This window comes from Desulfosporosinus paludis, from assembly GCF_045689965.1.
GTDB classification, from domain to species: Bacteria; Bacillota; Desulfitobacteriia; order Desulfitobacteriales; family Desulfitobacteriaceae; genus Desulfosporosinus; species Desulfosporosinus paludis.
This window is the reverse complement of sequence record NZ_CP144211.1, coordinates 1,018,667-1,035,497: the sequence shown is the minus strand read 5'-3', so window position 1 is coordinate 1,035,497 and position 16,831 is coordinate 1,018,667. Positions and strand designations below refer to the sequence as shown.

General features: G+C 39.9%; 18 protein-coding genes and 2 pseudogenes. 16 read left to right on the top strand and 4 right to left on the bottom strand.

The features are described 5' to 3' along the window. Positions 1–195 precede the first annotated feature (195 nt). The gene (locus VZF35_RS05315) at positions 196–1,071 is read left to right on the top strand and encodes an SDR family NAD(P)-dependent oxidoreductase (protein WP_407311669.1); all 876 of its coding nucleotides are present in this window, start codon (positions 196–198) and stop codon (positions 1,069–1,071) included. Between the two features lie 486 nt (positions 1,072–1,557). On the opposite strand, the pseudogene VZF35_RS05310 reads toward VZF35_RS05315, so the two are convergent. Together VZF35_RS05310 and VZF35_RS05305 are read right to left on the bottom strand one after the other, a co-directional pair. Further along, positions 1,558–1,728 (bottom strand): annotated as a pseudogene (locus VZF35_RS05310) (LUD domain-containing protein); the annotation flags it as partial. Positions 1,729–2,064: 336 nt separating this feature from the next. Continuing rightward, positions 2,065–2,838: a phosphatase PAP2 family protein gene (locus VZF35_RS05305; RefSeq protein WP_407311667.1), complete on the bottom strand. Its 774-nt coding sequence runs from the start codon at positions 2,836–2,838 to the stop codon at positions 2,065–2,067. Positions 2,839–3,022: 184 nt separating this feature from the next. Here VZF35_RS05305 and tnpA point away from each other — a divergent pair, with 184 nt between their 5' ends. The 7 genes and pseudogenes from tnpA (at position 3,023) to VZF35_RS05270 (ending at position 6,571) form a co-directional block, all read left to right on the top strand. Continuing rightward, a complete protein-coding gene (gene tnpA, locus VZF35_RS05300; RefSeq protein WP_407311665.1) occupies positions 3,023–3,424 on the top strand; it encodes an IS200/IS605 family transposase in 402 nt (133 codons plus the stop codon). Then, a complete protein-coding gene (locus tag VZF35_RS05295; protein ID WP_407311663.1) occupies positions 3,421–4,545 on the top strand; it encodes an RNA-guided endonuclease TnpB family protein in 1,125 nt (374 codons plus the stop codon). The genes tnpA and VZF35_RS05295 overlap by 4 nt, the downstream gene beginning before the upstream one ends. Before the next feature lie 359 nt (positions 4,546–4,904). Next, a complete protein-coding gene (locus VZF35_RS05290; protein ID WP_407311661.1) occupies positions 4,905–5,111 on the top strand; it encodes a hypothetical protein in 207 nt (68 codons plus the stop codon). 210 nt (positions 5,112–5,321) lie between these two features. Next, the gene (locus VZF35_RS05285) at positions 5,322–5,594 is read left to right on the top strand and encodes a hypothetical protein (protein WP_407311659.1); all 273 of its coding nucleotides are present in this window, start codon (positions 5,322–5,324) and stop codon (positions 5,592–5,594) included. 173 nt (positions 5,595–5,767) lie between these two features. After that, positions 5,768–5,896 (top strand): hypothetical protein, encoded by a 129-nt coding sequence (locus VZF35_RS05280; protein WP_407311657.1) that lies wholly within the window; start codon positions 5,768–5,770, stop codon positions 5,894–5,896. Next, positions 5,878–6,036: pseudogene (locus VZF35_RS05275) on the top strand (DUF3102 domain-containing protein); the annotation flags it as partial. The gene VZF35_RS05280 and the pseudogene VZF35_RS05275, both read left to right, overlap by 19 nt. Positions 6,037–6,163: 127 nt before the next feature. After that, complete coding sequence (locus VZF35_RS05270) at positions 6,164–6,571, top strand: molybdenum cofactor biosynthesis protein MoaE (RefSeq protein ID WP_407311655.1); 408 nt, start codon at positions 6,164–6,166, stop codon at positions 6,569–6,571. Positions 6,572–6,762: 191 nt separating this feature from the next. Here the strand turns inward: VZF35_RS05270 and VZF35_RS05265 are convergent, their stop codons facing one another. Beyond that, positions 6,763–7,449, bottom strand: coding sequence for a flavodoxin (locus tag VZF35_RS05265; RefSeq protein WP_407311653.1), 687 nt, complete (start codon positions 7,447–7,449; stop codon positions 6,763–6,765). Beyond that, positions 7,446–8,006, bottom strand: a complete 561-nt coding sequence (locus VZF35_RS05260) for a flavodoxin family protein (protein WP_407311651.1) — start codon at positions 8,004–8,006, stop codon at positions 7,446–7,448. Before VZF35_RS05260 ends, VZF35_RS05265 begins: the two co-directional genes overlap by 4 nt. 128 nt (positions 8,007–8,134) lie before the next feature. Here VZF35_RS05260 and VZF35_RS05255 point away from each other — a divergent pair, with 128 nt between their 5' ends. The 8 genes from VZF35_RS05255 to VZF35_RS05220 all read left to right on the top strand — a co-directional run bounded on the left by VZF35_RS05255 (position 8,135) and on the right by VZF35_RS05220 (position 16,780). After that, a complete protein-coding gene (locus VZF35_RS05255; protein WP_407311649.1) occupies positions 8,135–8,743 on the top strand; it encodes a TetR/AcrR family transcriptional regulator in 609 nt (202 codons plus the stop codon). 614 nt (positions 8,744–9,357) lie between these two features. Then, complete coding sequence (locus tag VZF35_RS05250) at positions 9,358–10,554, top strand: FprA family A-type flavoprotein (protein ID WP_407311647.1); 1,197 nt, start codon at positions 9,358–9,360, stop codon at positions 10,552–10,554. Between the two features lie 86 nt (positions 10,555–10,640). Beyond that, positions 10,641–11,222, top strand: a complete 582-nt coding sequence (locus tag VZF35_RS05245) for a flavodoxin family protein (RefSeq protein WP_407314466.1) — start codon at positions 10,641–10,643, stop codon at positions 11,220–11,222. A gap of 51 nt (positions 11,223–11,273) precedes the next feature. After that, on the top strand, positions 11,274–11,708 hold the full coding sequence (locus tag VZF35_RS05240; protein WP_407311645.1) for a response regulator: 435 nt from the start codon (positions 11,274–11,276) through the stop codon (positions 11,706–11,708). 273 nt (positions 11,709–11,981) lie between these two features. Beyond that, a complete protein-coding gene (wrbA, locus tag VZF35_RS05235; RefSeq protein ID WP_407311643.1) occupies positions 11,982–12,602 on the top strand; it encodes an NAD(P)H:quinone oxidoreductase in 621 nt (206 codons plus the stop codon). A gap of 18 nt (positions 12,603–12,620) precedes the next feature. Then, on the top strand, positions 12,621–14,309 hold the full coding sequence (locus VZF35_RS05230) for a 2-oxoacid:acceptor oxidoreductase subunit alpha (protein ID WP_407311641.1): 1,689 nt from the start codon (positions 12,621–12,623) through the stop codon (positions 14,307–14,309). Next, the gene (locus tag VZF35_RS05225; RefSeq protein WP_407311639.1) at positions 14,302–15,171 is read left to right on the top strand and encodes a 2-oxoacid:ferredoxin oxidoreductase subunit beta; all 870 of its coding nucleotides are present in this window, start codon (positions 14,302–14,304) and stop codon (positions 15,169–15,171) included. The genes VZF35_RS05230 and VZF35_RS05225 overlap by 8 nt, the downstream gene beginning before the upstream one ends. Positions 15,172–15,580: 409 nt before the next feature. Beyond that, positions 15,581–16,780: a glucose-1-phosphate adenylyltransferase gene (locus tag VZF35_RS05220; protein ID WP_407311637.1), complete on the top strand. Its 1,200-nt coding sequence runs from the start codon at positions 15,581–15,583 to the stop codon at positions 16,778–16,780. Positions 16,781–16,831 lie beyond the last annotated feature (51 nt).

Genomic DNA, 16,831 nt, shown 5'->3' with positions numbered 1-16,831 from the left:
TCAATTTAAGTTGTTTGCAACAATAATATATTTGACATATATCAAATATATTATATACTTGATATATGTCAAATATATAAATTTGTCTGTAACATGTCAAGTAAATAAAACACTATTAAACATTTAGCAATGTAGAGTGTATACATCTAATATTTAATACCAATAATGATGCTAGTTTATAGGAGGATTATTATCATGACTTATCCAATTGTTGTAATCACTGGTGCTACTAGTGGGCTTGGACAACTTGTGGCAATCGAATTAGCAAAGCGAGGCGCTCATCTTGTACTGACAGCTAGAAGCAAGAAGAGGGCAGAAACGACCAAAAAAATGTTAAATGATATTGCGCCAAAGACGGGAGTAGACTTTTTTTACGGAGACCTGTCATTAATGGAAGATGTCAAACGGATCGGAAAAGAGATTAAAGCAGCATATCCAAAGATTGATGCACTAGTGAATAATGCAGGAATCCATTCTTTTGAGCAACGAATAACCTCAGAGGGCTTTGCAGAAATGATGGCAGTAAACTATTTGGCACCATGGCTATTGTCATATACATTACAACCATCGTTAATGAAGTCAGGAAACGCTAGGATTGTCAACGTCGCTTCAGAAGCATCACGCAACCATGGTGAACTTAAGCTTCCGGAGAATTTGACAGATACATCTACTTTTACTACTAGAGGTTCCTCTGCGCTTTACGGGAAAACTAAACTTCTTAATATTATGTTTACTGGGGAACTTGCACTTCAATTATCTGGAACTGGAGTCAGTGTTAATGCACTAAATCCAGGGTTTAATGTGACTGGTCTCGGACGTGAGCTCTGGTTTGCCTCTGCACTTGAACGCATTTTGAAACTTTTGCATATTGGAGATCCACGTAAAGGAGCTGACATTATTACTCGTTTAGTTGTAGAGTTGCAATATCAAGGAGTGACCGGCGGCTATTTTAACGTTGGAACTGGCAAGTCTATTATTCCTGCATACCCTGGCGGAGATATTACTATGCAAAATAAACTCTGGAATGAAACCAAAAAATTGTTGCAAAGTAGGGAGTTTATAGAGAAATAGATATATAAAGCCCTACTCTTCATTGCTATATAGCTCAGATGTAGTGAAAGCAAAATACCCCCTTACCGCTGTTAGGGGTTCTACCTTTACTAGAAACAGTATTTCCGCGCACAAGTGTCATCATTAACTCCAAAAACACAACATGGTAACGGTAAATGACGATATAAATATAGCTTTTTCACATGACAAAGCATGTTGGTGATACTTCATTTTATTTCAATGCATTCACATCAACGCACGTTGAGACAGTGACTAGTTTGAAAACACTCACAGAATGGAAACCCAGTATTCATACGGGTTGTAGGGTTCGAGAATATTCGGAATAGAATCGGAAACAGGCGCAATGTTTTCTAGGTGCGTCCGTGGGTACATGTTTAGGGGAAAGCCTGGCCAGCAGTCAAGTACTTTCAATAAAGAAGTCCCTTTCGAAGAGTGGTTGGTAGGAGTGAAAGGATACTGGGTAACATAGGATATGTGTTGCCCGGTCCCTGCAATCACAATTACATTTTTCGGCCCAAAGATAAGCGAAGCTACCCTGTTTCCATATCCATCTATATTAACCAACTCACCTGTAGCCGATATAGCATTGGAACTCATTAAAAAGTAATCTGAAGTTAATGCCTGATGGGCAACATTATCCTTTGCTTTAGCGCCTTGTGGGGCTAATCACCCCGCCACTTGCGCCTTGCTAATTTCAAGAAGAAATAGCCACTTCGTAATGTTCGTATAGTGTGCGTTAAGAGGCTCTCCTGATTTTGTATCTAAGCCTTATCAAACTGGCTTATTCCGGACAATATCTCCAAAGGTGATTCACCACGCCGGGAGAAAGCCTAGCTTGATAATCCCCTGATAGACTAAGGACAACAGCCTTCGTTGGATCTAGTTAACAATTACTTAGAACAAAAGTGGACTAAGCTATTTAGTCCATCACCTACGAGTTTCTAATCTCCTAAATGCAATAAGTTAGATAAAATCTCCTTAAACTGCTGACTGTTAGGATACCTTAGGACAGCTTCTGTTGTCCGATATTTCCCAGTTCTCGACTCGGTTCGGAAAAAGTGTTGGGTTAAAATAGATTTTATAGACAAAAAGATGCACAACAACGCCTAGTAAAAGGCCAAAAGCGACATCAACTATCGAATGCTGCTTAATGAAGACTGTCGATAAAATAATCAAGATCGTAAGAATTAGTGCTAAAAATTTCATAATTGAACGATCTCTAAAACAAATTGAATGGGTAATGCCAGTATAAAGAGAAATACAAACGGCAACATGAAGACTGGGACATACTTCCGATGATGAATCCTTTATTTGGAGTAGCTTTACCCATTGCGAAAAAATATCACTCGCATAAGTCTCCGGTCGAAGAGATTGATAGTTAGGAAATATAAGGTAAACTAACAATGCGATGACCATACATAAATTGACGGATAAAAAAGTCTTACGTAGATCTTGCTTTGATTTTATAAGAAAAATAAGACCTGTACCTATAATAAATAAGAACCAAGAAAAATAAGGGATCACAAAGATCGGCACAAAAGGTATCAAGTTATCGATCTTCGAATAAATATTATATCCTCCAAGATTGAAAGTTTTCTCTACAAAAAAGATTATAACAGTGACCAAGTAGATAAAAACCTGCCATAATGCTTTATCGTTTCTTACTTTGACAAACACATTAACAACCTCTTTTCTCCAGATTGATTTACATGATAATGTTGCCCTTCCAAAATTTGAGAGAACTTCTATAGTTTCTATAATTTTCACTTTATTATTCAGTATTTAAAAAACATTGCTCGATCTATTATTTAACCTCGTGCGACAAGAAGTCTCCCACCTCTTTAGGTGGGGGATGAATTGCCGCCTTTCTTTTCGATATTCTCATTGATGGCCCAATAAAATTTATGGTAAAATAAATTCAGTGGTAATTACCATAACAGGGGGTAAATAAATGGAATTAGACAATAACAATCATTCAGTGTTCTTGATGTATTACCACCTTGTTTTGGTTATAAAATACCGCCGAAAAGTAATTGATGAAAAAATTTCCAATCGGCTAAAAGAGATTTTTGAGTATATAGCACCAAATTACAATGTTGTTTTGCAGGAGTGGAATCATGATAAAGACCATGTACATATTCTGCACAAAGCGCAACCAAATAGCGAATTATCAAAGTTCATCAATGCCTACAAAAGCGCATCCTCACGCCTAATCAAGAAAGAATATCCTATAATTAAAAAATCCCTATGGAAAGAATGTTTCTGGTCAAGGAGTTTTTGCTTACTGACCACTGGCGGCGCACCAATCGAAGTTATCAAACGCTATATTGAAAGCCAAGGTGAGAAATTATGAACAAGGCATTCAAATATCGCATATATCCTTCACCTGAACAGGAAATTCTCATAAACAAAACTTTTGGCTGTGTGCGGTTTGTCTACAACAAAATGCTTGCTAATCGCAAAGAAGTCTACGAACAATTCAAGGACAATAAAGAAGTTTTGAAACAACAAAAATATTTGCTTCCTGCAGACTTCAAAAAGGAGTTTGAGTGGCTAAAAGAGGTAGATAGCCTAGCCTTAGCAAATGCTCAATTGAATCTGCAGACCGCCTATAAGAATTTCTTTCGAGATAAGTCTGTAGGCTTTCCAAAGTTCAAAAACAAGCACCGAGATAAGAAATCCTACACCACAAACAATCAAGGCAGTACAATTCGGCTTATTGACGGCAAAACAATCCGATTGCCGAAACTGAAAGATATGCAGATTAAGCTTCATCGGCAATTGCCGCGACATGCGGTTATAAAAACTGCAACTATAAGTAAAACCCCTACAGGCAAATACTATATTTCCGTATTGGTTGAGTATGAAGACGATATAAAACCAGTAATACCAATGGCAGAAACGGTACTGGGTTTGGATTATTCGTCTAAAACATTATTTGTCGATAGCCAAGAAAATAATGCTGATTATCCAAAGTTCTATCGTCAAGCCGAAGCTAAATTGAAGAAAGCACAGCGTAAACTATCCAAACGACAAAAAGGCAGCAAAAACCGTGACAAGCAACGCCGTAAAGTTGCCAAACTGCATGAAAAAGTAGCTAATCAACGAAAGGACTTCTTGCATAAACTGTCCAGGCAGATAGCCAATGTCTATTCAGCTATTGCAATTGAAGACCTAAATATGCGTGGTATAGCTCAAGGTCTCAATCTGGCAAAATCCACGAATGACAATGGTTTTGGTATGCTAAAGACTTTTCTGGCATACAAACTTGCTGAACAAGGAAAACAGTTAGTCATTATCGACAAGTGGTTTCCCTCCAGCAAAATGTGCAGGTTCTGCAACAACGAAAATAAAGAACTAACCCTATCAGATAGAACCTGGATTTGTAGTCATTGTGGAGCAGAATTAGACCGCGACATAAATGCTGCTATCAATATCAAAAATGAAGGCTGTCGCTTGCTTGGCATAGCCTAATCAATAGCCTAAGAACCGTTGGGCAAACGGGGTTAGCTTGGTAATTATACTAGCGTTAGCTGGTACGTCCCAAGAAGCCCCCACCTCTAAGCGTTAGCGTAGGTGGTGGGAGTATGTCACGCAAAAAGTATGTAGCAATCCCTTAATGTGAACTACAATAGCCTGTGTATAAAGTATATCCTCATAAAATATATCACTTTATCTGGCAAATTATCTATTCCGATTGTGAATCCTATGTCCACATCCAAGGACAAGTTATAACGGAAATAGAGGGACATTGTAAGAAAACATTACGTCCTTTTTCGAAAGCAAATTACCCGCCACTGTGCGCCTTGCTAAGTTCAAGAAGAAATAAACAAATGCGTTTTGCCCACACACGCCCCATCCGCTTCCGTCATGATGGAAATGTTGTTAAGGTTGAGATGATTATCAGAATATCGGAAGAGAAAATTCCTGATAATCGTATGAAGATTTATGAGTGTCAAAGCGAGATCCACGGACAGATGAAGCAATTCCAACTCAAGTACGAATTAAATACATGCAAGTGGTTCTTGTATAAGATTTAGATATGTTTTCTGCTGGGATTAAACAGAAAAACCTCCGCGAAGTCGCTTGGAGGTTGGCCATACTAACTTATTTAATATTTTTATTTCATAATCCTTCTTTTTCTTAGTCGATGGCCTGCAATAAGGGAACATAGCATAAATGCAAAAAATAGTATGGATTGTTATGTTTATTGGCGAGTTCAAATAGCAATATATAACAGAGGCGATTGTATGTTTAAAAAACTTGTGTGGGAAAAAAGATTATTAAAAAAAGTATATAAACTTTTTTCCGTTACAACAGTTATTTTTGGAATTTTTGCATTCTTTATTTTAGAGAACTGGTTGTTTCTTGCTCTTATGCAAGGAAGTATGAGTTTAATGATGCTTTTTATGGGTATGGATACTATTCTACTGAAAAAACAAAAAATCCTAGGGTATTTAATGTTTGTAGTATCAGCCTTTTTATTTTTTGTTATGATTAATGGAATTATAAGAACAATATAAATTTGGCTTTTTAATCAATGCTGTTGCTTTGAATAATCCGGATCGAATTGAGCCATCATTCCGGATATTTAGAGCCACCCATCCGGGTAGAGAGCCATTTGATGAAACTTCCTATTAAAATGTATCTATACGCTCAAGAGAGGAGTGTAAATACATTCATAGGAGGTCATCATATGACCAATTATCGAGAGATTCTAAGGCTTTTTAGCCAAGGAATCAGTCAACGCAGCATCGCAGTGAGCAAACGTCCGCCTCCCTCGACGCCGGAACACCGGTGCAAGGGCAAGCGCTGCCGAACTTGAATTATAGCCAGGCTTTAATCCTTTTAGGAGTCCCGGAGGAGGAGCGGGCGCAGTTCATCGCCGAGCTTGATGTCGAGAGCATGTCTGCCCGCGAACTGAAAAAGGCGGTTCAGGAGCGGGATCAGGCCCTGCAGGAAAAGGCGGTCTAATGGAGATATTCTCTCATGATCAGGGCTCGTTGAGACAATAACAATGATGACGAAGGGTATGTTATCTCCTGAATTAGAAGCAAGTTGAAGAATATGTAGAATGGGAGTGTATTAGTTTTTGATTAATGAAAAAATGAAAAAACTATCGCCATCAATAGATGAATGGCTCAAAGAAGCAAAAACTGATCCGGCGGCTTTACAGGAAGGGATGTTTTTAGTTCATAATGGTGTTGTGCGCCAAACGCCTAAAGCCAAGGTACGCCAAGGAATTGATGACGGTTCGATAGTAACGGGAATGGAATTTGCTTATGATACAGCTAAGGTTGATACGGCGATTGCTGAAACCTATAAGATGGATGGTATTTTCCATGTCAGGGTTTGGCTTAATGAAGGCCAGCTTGAACTTGGCGACGACATAATGTATGTACTATTAGGCGGCGACATCAGACCACATGTTGTTGATGCATTGCAATTTCTGGTTGAAAAGATCAAAAGCGAATGTGTTACCGAAATTGAACAAAAGTAGTAATCAACCTTAGGGGTTGCCGAGTCATTCCTCTTTATAGAGTACAAATTGGGGCAACGAATATATCGAAACTTTGAAGGATAAGAATTGACCAAAGGATTGTATGGTATGGGAATATCAATCTAATTAATCAATGGTAAATTGCATGGTTATTTGAGATAACCTGTTTCGACTCGATCTTGGCTTAGATTCTAATCGTTTAACCGGTACGGTTTCTTATAAAGATCTTTTTTATGCAGCCCATTTTTGCGAGCCATTGTAATCCAGCCCTTGTTACCCATGAAAAAGTAAAGGCGCCTTGAAAATGGGAAATTGACGCCAATATAGGTAGAATCCATCGTTGTTGAATTCTCATGTTGAATATCTGCTGCTATGGAGGAAAAAGCAGACTTAAGTTTTTGCATGGCTTTTTTCATAAAAGGCGCATCTTTGGCGGCAAACATCATGGGGCCTCCACCGATGAGAACGCCGAAACGGAACTCTGCGTCTAGATGTTGGCTGAAGCTCTTGATAACTCTGACAGCCTCCAGGTTTATTTCCGGTTCGGGAAACCCACAATTAACAATAGCATATACTTTGACATGTTTTTTAGCGTTCCCGCTGGAAGTGTAATAATTATGGTAATCAACTAAAAATCGTGTTAACATGCCTGGCATGCAAAAAAAGTAAAGAGGAAATGAAATAATCATGATATCGGCCCTGGCAAGTGTTTCAAAATCCTTTGTAAGGTTATGGGTTAAAAAGCTTTTTCTGACGTCTATAAATGTTTTACTAAATAGATCAGAATTAATTTGGCTTCCCGCCATTTCCAGGAATTCCTTGGAGACTGATTGTTCGTTGATCTTAGGGCTGGCGCTGACTAAAACGACATTCTTCACAGCAGTCCACCTATCCTTCCAAGTTCCATTTTATTTAAGGCCTTGATTGTGTTCTCGGTTGGTTCCTGATAGATCAGGACTTCAATACTTCTGCGGTGTTTTTTTGTAACATCGATGAAAAGTTGTTTATCCTCTTCTGAAATCTCATCTCCGTAACCGATGATAATCTGACTGGGGTAGGTATCATAACGAGGCGGATGCATCGTAGAGCCATCAGGTCTTGTTTCGAAAAATGGCAACATATTTGGTAAACCTCTATCAATAACATTTTTGATAGTTGGGCTGAACTGCCCAAAGATGATTGGACTGAGATAAATAACTACGTCGCTGTTCATAACACTTCGGTTGATTTGGGTCATCCGGTCGTTGATAACACATTCCCCAGGCTTTTTGATCCAGCAACCAAAGCAACCCATACAAAAGGTCAGGTTCTCCGCGCTTAGTTCCATCAACTCTGTCTCAAATCCCTTTTGTTTCAAAAACTTGCCTGTCAAATCATTTAGACCTTGATAGGTTCTGGTCATATACTCCTGATCTGAAATCAACAAGGCTTTCATTCAATTCACTCCCTATCGAATTATGTTTACAGTGTCAACATAATAATAGCACGCAATGTTTACGATGTAAACATTTTATTATCTTGTGGTATAATATAGTTATGTTTGTTGAGAGGAAGTATGGTCGAGTGTCAAACGAAAATTATCATCATGAAAATTTAAAGGCCGAATTGATCAAAAAAGGTTTAAAGCTTCTGGATGAAGAAGGGTATGAAAACTTTTCGTTGCGCAAGGTGGCGAAAGCCTGCAGTGTAAGCCACACCGCCCCATATAGGCATTTTGATAGTAAAGACGATCTGATCATGGCAATTGCTTTCGAAGCTCATGATAAATTTAACCAATGCCTTGCGGAAGCTGTTAATAAATATCCGAACGATAATAAAAGCCAGCTTAAAGAAATGGGTTACTCCTATGTAAAGTTCTTTGTTGAAAATCCGGAATATTTGCGGCTGTTTTTCCTAAGTGATTTTGCTAATAATTTTAAAAAGATGAATCATGTAACATGTATAAATGACGACCAACCTTTCAATACGTTTTATGAGGCGATCGAACGCTGCCAATCGGAGATTCAAAACGGAGAGAGTGACAGTGTTGACCCGAATGCATTGGCATTGTCCTGCTGGGGTTTGGTGCACGGTATGGCCATTTTAATCGCCAAAAAGGATTTTTCTTATGATGGTGATTATCTGGAACTTGTCAGAAAGATACTTTGGGGCGGAACGTTTCTAAACTTATAGAACAGAACAGGGGATAGCTTCTAATAGTAATAGAGATCCGTTTCACTATAGGGTGATCGGATCTCTATATTTTTACATATAAATTTAAAGGCGCATTATTCGGCAGAAGCAAAAGCTTGGAGAATCTACGGTTAAATACTCTCTTGGCGGTATGCCGCTGTTTACGAGGTGCATGTTTATCCTCTTCAAGCCATTTGTCAATAGTGACTTGTATGGATCGAGTTTAAGACAAAAACGTTGGTTTGAGGCTGGTTTGGGTGCCGGTTGACACTACGGAAATCAAACATTGAGAAAATGTGGAGGGAAGGGGCGTATTGTAGATATATACCATATTAAAACTGAACTTAAATAATAGGAAAATGTCATTATAATAACATTTTTTTAAATTATTATTTTTAACAAGGGAAACAGATATTGAGATATTGATCTAGCTAGATTATTCATCTGATTTCAATACCTTATTAATGAATAAATCCTTATAATTCGAGCAAATTGAGTCGATAGCATGCTGGAACTTAGTATGCTGGGTTGTTCACAAATAAAGAAGATAATGAACATACCGTCAAATTCAATGGTGATAGATTGAATAACTATAATTAGTAGGAGGTAACTCTATGAAGGCAATCCAAGTTAAAAACGGAGTATATTGGGTAGGAGCATTAAATCCTGATCTGCGCATTTTTGACGTAATAATGGAAACAAAAAGCGGCACGACCTATAACTCTTACCTAGTCAGAGGTGAAAATAAAACAGCCTTGTTTGAAGTTGTTAAAGATGGCTTTGAAAATGAACTTATCGAAAGAATCTCAAGTGTGATTGACCCTGAAGCTATCGATTACATTATCTTTGATCACACCGAACCGGATCACTCTGGTTCTATTAAAAATGTTTTACAGAAGATGCCTAAGGCCCAGGTATTAGGTTCCCAAGCGGCAATAACTTTTCTTTCTCAAATCTTAAACACTGATTTTAACAAACGAATTGTTAAACATGGGGAAGAACTGGATCTTGGCGGAAAGACATTGCGCTTTTTCTCTACACCTTTTTTACATTGGCCAGATACAATGATGACTTATTTACCGGAGGACAAAATCCTGTTTAGTTGTGATGCTTTCGGCAGCCATTTTTGCAATCAAGAAATATTCGATAACCTAGTAGGTGACTTTTCTGAAGAATTCAAGGTCTATTACGATGCCATTATATATCCATTTAGTAAATATGTCCTTCAAGCAGCCAGCAAGATCAAGGATTTAGAAATAGACATTATTTGTCCGTCTCATGGACCAATTTTACGTCAGGATCCCTGGTCGTATATTAATACCTATGTTGACTGGTCTATAAGGGAAATGGAGGAAGGGCCGAAAAATGTTATTGTAATATACACTTCAAATTATGGTTATACCGCCAGACTTGCCAAGGAAATAGTTCTTGGTCTAGCTAATGGGGGGGTGAAGGTTGAGGTAATGGATATCTTGGAGCACTCCAAAGCTGATCTGCGAAAAAAGATCGACCTAGCTGATGGACTCCTGATTGGTTCCCCTACCTTCAATAGGGACGCTATACCTCCTATTTGGGAATTGCTGGCGGAAGTTTCCGCAATTATTAACAAAGACAAACCTGCATCTGCCTTTGGCTCCTATGGTTGGAGTGGTGAGGCAGTAAAATACATGGAACAGAGGCTGCAGCAGTTGCAGTTTAAGATTACCCAGCCTGGTTTGCGTGTTAATTTCGTTCCGAATGCTGATAATCTGGAAGAAGCCAGGAATTTCGGACGAGAATTTGCCGCAGTTGTGGGAGCAAATAAGTCTTGAGAAAAAAATCATGAAGAAACCTGTTGCCGTTTCAGGGCAGGCAAATTATAACGCCCAGGATTATGAAAAAGAGAGTTGGGGATTATATGCCGTTATCAATACTTGGAATTGCTTGCAGCCCTCGGCGCAGTGGCAACACTACCCGGTTACTATTAGAGGCAAAAGAAACTATAATAGACGGGGGTCACACTTTAGAGCTCATTTATCTTTCTGATCTAAAAATAAATCCCTGTCAAGGTTGTAATGCTTGTTCGATTAGCGGGGTATGCGTAATCAAAGACGATATTCCAAAACTTCAAGAAAAGCTGATCTCTGCAGATAGGATTATTATAGCTGCTCCAATTTTTATGATGGGAGTAAATGCCCAAACGAAAATTTTAATTGACCGCATGCAGGTGCTTTGGGCCCGTAAATATGTACTTAATCTTCCTTTAATCAATTCATTTAAATCCGAGCGAAGAGGACTTTTCCTATCAGCCGCCGGTACTAAAAAACCAGATGTATTCAAGTGTGCCGAACGTTCTATTCAAACATTCTTCCATATGTTGGAGATAAAGTATGATCAAGCCTGTCTTTACAGTGGTATTGATCGGGCCGGAGAGATCCTGGATCATCCTACAGCCTTGGAAGATGTACGCAAGGCTGCACAAGCGTTGCTTTTGGAGTAGATTTAGATCTGACTGAATATTGTTTAACTAATTTGGAGGGGTTTGAGGGTAGTGAATAAAATAGAGAAGAACATAGTTAAAAATACAGATAACAATAGCCAGGAGAAGCCGTTAAAATTGCTAATTGTAGAGGATGATGAGATCAATAGAATGGTGATGGGAAAAATAGCAAATAAAAAAGGATGGGAGGTTTTATTGGCAGAGAACGGAAAAGTTGCTGTTGATTTTTATCAGAAACGGGAATTTGAAGTAATCATCATGGATTGCCAGATGCCTATATTAGACGGTTTCAAAGCAACAGGAACAATAAGACAATTAGAGAGTAACAGCAGCACTCACATACCTATTATCGCTCTGACTGCCAACACCTTAGATGGAGATAGGGAAAAATGTCTCAATGCTGGAATGGATGATTACTTAACAAAACCTATTGAAACAAACGAATTTTACGCTATTGTTGAGAAGTGGGCCAATAAATCCCTTTGATAAGAGTATTAAATAGATGGCACCAACCTAGAGTATCCTTCAGTGTGAGGGGTATGTTCACGGTCTTCGGAAATGCTAGAGAACATGTGATTTAGGGTAAAATTTATATCTTTATAAGAAAAATGTCATTATTATGGCATTTTTTTTTGTTATCCTTTAAAAAAGAAAATGGTTTATTAAAACAAGCGATGAAGGGCTTAAGGGAACAATTGCAGCGGTTCAAGTAGTAAATGAAAAATACGTTGAGGTTTGCAAATTGAAAGGAGAATAAAGATGGAAAAGGTTAAACTCGCAGTTATTTATTACAGCATGACAGGAATCAATTATCAGTTGGCGCAGTGGGCAGCAGAGGCAGCAAAAGAAGCAGGTGCGGAAGTTCGGTTGCTCAAGGTGCATGAACTGGCTCCGGAAATAGCTATTAATAACAATCCTATATGGAAAGCAAATGTAGAAGCTACCAAAGATATTCCGGAAGCAAGCTCAAATGATCTTGATTGGGCAGATGCCATAATTTTTAGTGTTCCGACGCGCTTTGGAAATTTAGCTTCACAGATGAAACAATTTATTGACCTTCAAGGAGGCTTATGGGCACAAGGGAAGCTGATGAATAAGGTTGTAAGCGGCATGTCCTCAGCCCAGAATTCCCATGGCGGTCAAGAAGCAACCATTAAGAGTTTATATACCTCAATGATGCATTGGGGAGCAATCATTGTGCCACCTGGCTATACAGATCCTTCGATTTTTAAAGCAGGCGGCAATCCATATGGAACCTCAGTTACTCAAGGCCAAGATGGTAAAATGGTAGAAGACGTAAAAGAAGCTGTTTTCCATCAGGCAAAAAGAACTATCGAAGTCGCCAAATGGTTGAAAAAAGGAGCTTATTTAATAAATTGAAGTTACGAGGTGATTAATTTGGATTTCAACATATTAGTGGGTGGCGCTGCTGGCCAAGGGATTGATACAGCTGGAAAAGTGCTGGAACAAATCCTCAAAAAGCTAGGTGTCGAGGTATTTTCCTACAAAGATTATATGTCCCGTGTAAGGGGCGGACACAATTTCCATCAGCTTCGTTTTGCGGATCGGCCGCTATACTCCCATCGCGAGGATATTGATGTTATCCTGGCGCTTGATTCCACAACTGTAGAGCTGCATTCCTCACAGCTTTCTCCACGAGGTGTTCTGGTTAGTGACGAGAGTAACAGTGGGGCGCTAAGTATGGGCGAAGCCTTTTGGCTTCCGTTGAAGGCCAAGGCCATTGAGGCAGGTAACATAGTTACGGAAGGGATTGTAGCATTAGGTGCTATTTTGAGGTTGTTTGATTTCGACCTTGCTAAGATCTGGCCGGTACTAAGCAGTCTGTTTAAAGAGGAGATATTTGAGATGAACCGGCGGGCTTTGGAATTTGGTTACAATTTGACCCAATCCCGATTCAAGCTCGAATTTCCGGAAACTCAGCCGAGAATTATGGTAACAGGTAATCAAGCCATTGGCCTGGGGGCTTTGGCTGCAGGGGTTAGTTTTTATTCAGGCTACCCTATGACCCCCTCAACAGGGATTATGACTTATTTAGCCAGCAAGATGGAAGAAGCGGGGATTGTGGTGGAACAGGCTGAAGATGAAATAGCAGCTATAAATATGGCTATTGGGGCATCCTTTGCCGGCGCCCGTGCCATGACTGCAACATCTGGCGGAGGGCTATGCTTGATGGTTGAAGGACTTGGCCTAGCAGCAATGACTGAAACGCCACTAGTAATAGCCGATATTCAGCGTCCAGGTCCGGCGACAGGCTTTCCGACACGCACCGAACAAGGCGATCTGAGTTTTGTCCTAACGGCTTCCCATGGTGAATTTCCAAGAATGATTATTGCTTTGCGTGATCCGGAAGATGCTTTTTATCAAACTGTGCGGGCCTTCAATATTGCCGACAAATTCCAGATTCCGGTGATTTTACTTGGCGATCAATATTTAGGGGATTATTATCAGACGATTCCGCCCTTTGATTTCTCCCCTTTGACCATTGAACGTGCTTTAGCCGGTAAAGAAGTCTGTCAGCAACAGGAACCTTATCAGCGCTATAAATTGACAGAGAACGGGGTTTCCCCTCGTTTAGTTCCTGGTCGATGCGGATCACAGGTCGTCATCGCGGATAGTGATGAGCACACTGAGACCGGGCATATTACAGAAGCGGCAGACGTACGTTTAGCCATGACGAAAACAAGGCTGCAGCGCTGGGAGAATCTTAAGAATGAGGTCCGTGAACCATGGTTTATCGGGCAGACTAAGCCTGAGATCCTGCTCTTGGCTTGGGGTTCATCTTCCGGACCGGTGCGTGAAGCAATCGAACTTCTGGAAGAAGATTACTCTATTGGGGCCTTAATCTTTGGAGATATTTGTCCATTGCCGACGAAGCTGCTTAAGGAGCTGCATCCCGAAGTTAAAATCATGATAAACGTGGAGCAAAATGCCACCGGCCAATTGGCAGCTTTAATCCGCCAAGAAGCCCTGCTAGTCTGTCAATACAGTATCCTGCGCTATGACGGCAGGCCAATGAGCGGCCAGTATATTTCGGCGAAAGTAAAGGAGGTAATGGCGAATGTCTAAAGGAGAGCTTATAAAAGAGCTGTTTGATTCCGATGACGAAATCACCTGGTGTCCTGGCTGCGGGAATTTTGCCATTCTGAGGGCGATCAAGACAGCTTTGTTTGAATTAAACAAGCGGCCGGAAGAAATTTTGATGGTATCAGGCATTGGCCAGGCGGCAAAACTCCCTCATTATCTGCGAACCAATGTTTTTAACGGGTTGCACGGGCGTGCTTTACCCCCGGCAGTAGCGGCCAAAATCGTCAATCCGGAATTAACGGTTATCGTGCATTCCGGTGATGGAGATACTTATGGTGAGGGTGGGAATCATTTTATTCACAATATCCGGCGCAATGTGGACATAGCCCATTTTGTCCATGACAATCAGATCTATGGTTTAACCAAGGGGCAGGCTTCACCCACAACAGCTCTGGGACAGGTGACCGGAATTCAGACGAAAGGTAATTTAGACCAACCTCTAAACCCGCTCATGTTAGCCCTGGCAGCCGGAGCTACCTTTGTGGGGCGGGGGTTCAGCGGACGCCAGGAACACCTCATCAAGCTAATGAAAGAGGCTATTAAACATCCTGGTTATGCCTTGATTGACATTCTTCAACCCTGCGTCAGTTTTAATAAAGTTAATACGAACCGTTGGTACGCGGAGCGGGTTTATGAATTAACAGAGGAGTTTGATACCGGCAATCTGAGCAAGGCAATGGAGCTAGCCCAGGAATGGGGAGAAAAGATACCAATCGGCATATTTTACCGTGTGCAAAAACAAACTTTCCAAGACCGTCTTTATTGGCTGTCTGATCGACCGCCACTCGTCGACCGGGTCTGGGAACCGCGCGATGCTGAGAGGTTTATGAGAGAGCTGGAGTAAAAGAGATAACAAAATAATCATTCAGCAAACTTATCTATGAAGTTTCAGGTGCGGATATAAACTCAATGATGGAGTTGCTATCCTCGTATAGGGTATCCAATGGGTACTCATTATGGTTGTGGCTTCTTTAAGCTATTTATATTTAAAATAATATTAAAAATATCTTTAATATAAGAATAATGTCATGAAAATGGCATTTTTTTTTAATAGCATTTACTAAAGACAAACGAAAACCAGTACACACTCAGACTGAGTCAAAATGAAAAAATATTGGCAGCAACAAACCAGCCAGAAGTTGGGGATGAATCTTAGGACTTCAAAAAGCTGGATTTTATAAATGGGCTAACCAGTCTAATTATGAGGTTGAGAGGGATTACATTAACCTAGAATAAGAGAAGGGGGCACAAGGATGTACAAGCAAGAATGTGTAGCAATGCTCTTAGCAGGTGGAGAAGGTAGCAGGTTGGGTGGTCTAACTGAGAAGAGGGCTAAACCTGTAGTCTCCTTCTACGGAAAATACAGAATTATTGACTTTACCTTAAGTAACTGCGCAAATTCAAAGATTAACACGGTTGGAGTTCTTATCCAATATAAGCCGTTATCGCTTATTTCTTATATCGATTTGGGCTCAGCTTGGAACTTAGCTAATCCATACGGCGGAGTCAATATACTTCCCCCTATTCCCAATGAAAAAGGAGAAACTAGGTATAACGGAACCGCAAACGCCGTTTACCAGAATTTTGAGTTTATAGATTTGTACGATCCCAAATATGTGATTATTCTTTCCGGTGATCATGTCTACAAAATGGATTATTCGCAGATGTTAGCGTTCCATAAAATGAAGAATTCAGAAATAACCATAGCAACAGTTGAGGTGCCCTGGGAGGACTCTTCTCGATTTGGTATTTTAACTCTAAATGGAGATCAACGGATTACAGAGTTTGAAGAAAAACCATCTCAACCAAAAGGTAATCTTGCTTCAATGGGAGTCTATATTTTTAACTGGTCAACACTTAAACAGGCTTTACTTGAAGATGAAGGTAATTTTCAGTCTCAGCATGACTTTGGTAAGAACATTATCCCTCAGCAACTAAAGCACGGGAAAAAAGTCTACGCGTATAAGTTTCAGGGTTACTGGCGAGATGTTGGGACCATCGAAAGCTATTATCATGCAAATATGGATTCTTTACATAAGGACCATTTCCTTAATAATTTTGATTCGAAATCCAGGATATTTTCGAATGAAGATATCCTATTACCAAGCTCATTTGGTTTTACAGCGAAAGTGGAAAATAGTTTCGTCAGTAAAGGTTGTATTGTTCATGGCGAGGTAAGGAATTCAATTCTTGCTCCAGGGGTTTATGTTGGAAAAGGTGTTCAAATTAAAGATTCAATTTTATTACCCTTTGCAAAGATTCAAACAGGATCACGCCTCCATAAAACTATTGTCGGAGAAAACGCTGAAATTATGAACAACTGTATCGTTGGTGCTTGGGAAAGTATCCATCAGGACCATGAGGGGATTACAGTTATCAAGGATTATCAAAAAGTTTCTGAAGGTTCAATTATAGGGGAGCGTATGAACAGAACCTGGCCATGGGCTATTTAAAACTTAGAAAAGTTTTAAGGTGCCTAGACATAGAAGAGGTTATTCAGCAAT

Excerpts from the sequence above, each read along its gene's own strand:
- VZF35_RS05315 (WP_407311669.1), top strand. The coding sequence starts at position 196 with ATGACTTATCCAATTGTTGTAATCACTGGTGCTACTAGTGGGCTTGGA.
- tnpA (WP_407311665.1), top strand. The coding sequence starts at position 3,023 with ATGGAATTAGACAATAACAATCATTCAGTGTTCTTGATGTATTACCAC.
- VZF35_RS05295 (WP_407311663.1), top strand. The coding sequence starts at position 3,421 with ATGAACAAGGCATTCAAATATCGCATATATCCTTCACCTGAACAGGAA.
- VZF35_RS05290 (WP_407311661.1), top strand. The coding sequence starts at position 4,905 with ATGCGTTTTGCCCACACACGCCCCATCCGCTTCCGTCATGATGGAAAT.
- VZF35_RS05285 (WP_407311659.1), top strand. The coding sequence starts at position 5,322 with ATGTTTAAAAAACTTGTGTGGGAAAAAAGATTATTAAAAAAAGTATAT.
- VZF35_RS05280 (WP_407311657.1), top strand. The coding sequence starts at position 5,768 with ATGACCAATTATCGAGAGATTCTAAGGCTTTTTAGCCAAGGAATCAGT.
- VZF35_RS05260 (WP_407311651.1), bottom strand. The coding sequence starts at position 8,006 with ATGAAAGCCTTGTTGATTTCAGATCAGGAGTATATGACCAGAACCTAT.
- VZF35_RS05250 (WP_407311647.1), top strand. The coding sequence starts at position 9,358 with ATGAAGGCAATCCAAGTTAAAAACGGAGTATATTGGGTAGGAGCATTA.
- VZF35_RS05245 (WP_407314466.1), top strand. The coding sequence starts at position 10,641 with ATGCCGTTATCAATACTTGGAATTGCTTGCAGCCCTCGGCGCAGTGGC.
- wrbA (WP_407311643.1), top strand. The coding sequence starts at position 11,982 with ATGGAAAAGGTTAAACTCGCAGTTATTTATTACAGCATGACAGGAATC.
- VZF35_RS05225 (WP_407311639.1), top strand. The coding sequence starts at position 14,302 with ATGTCTAAAGGAGAGCTTATAAAAGAGCTGTTTGATTCCGATGACGAA.
- VZF35_RS05220 (WP_407311637.1), top strand. The coding sequence starts at position 15,581 with ATGTACAAGCAAGAATGTGTAGCAATGCTCTTAGCAGGTGGAGAAGGT.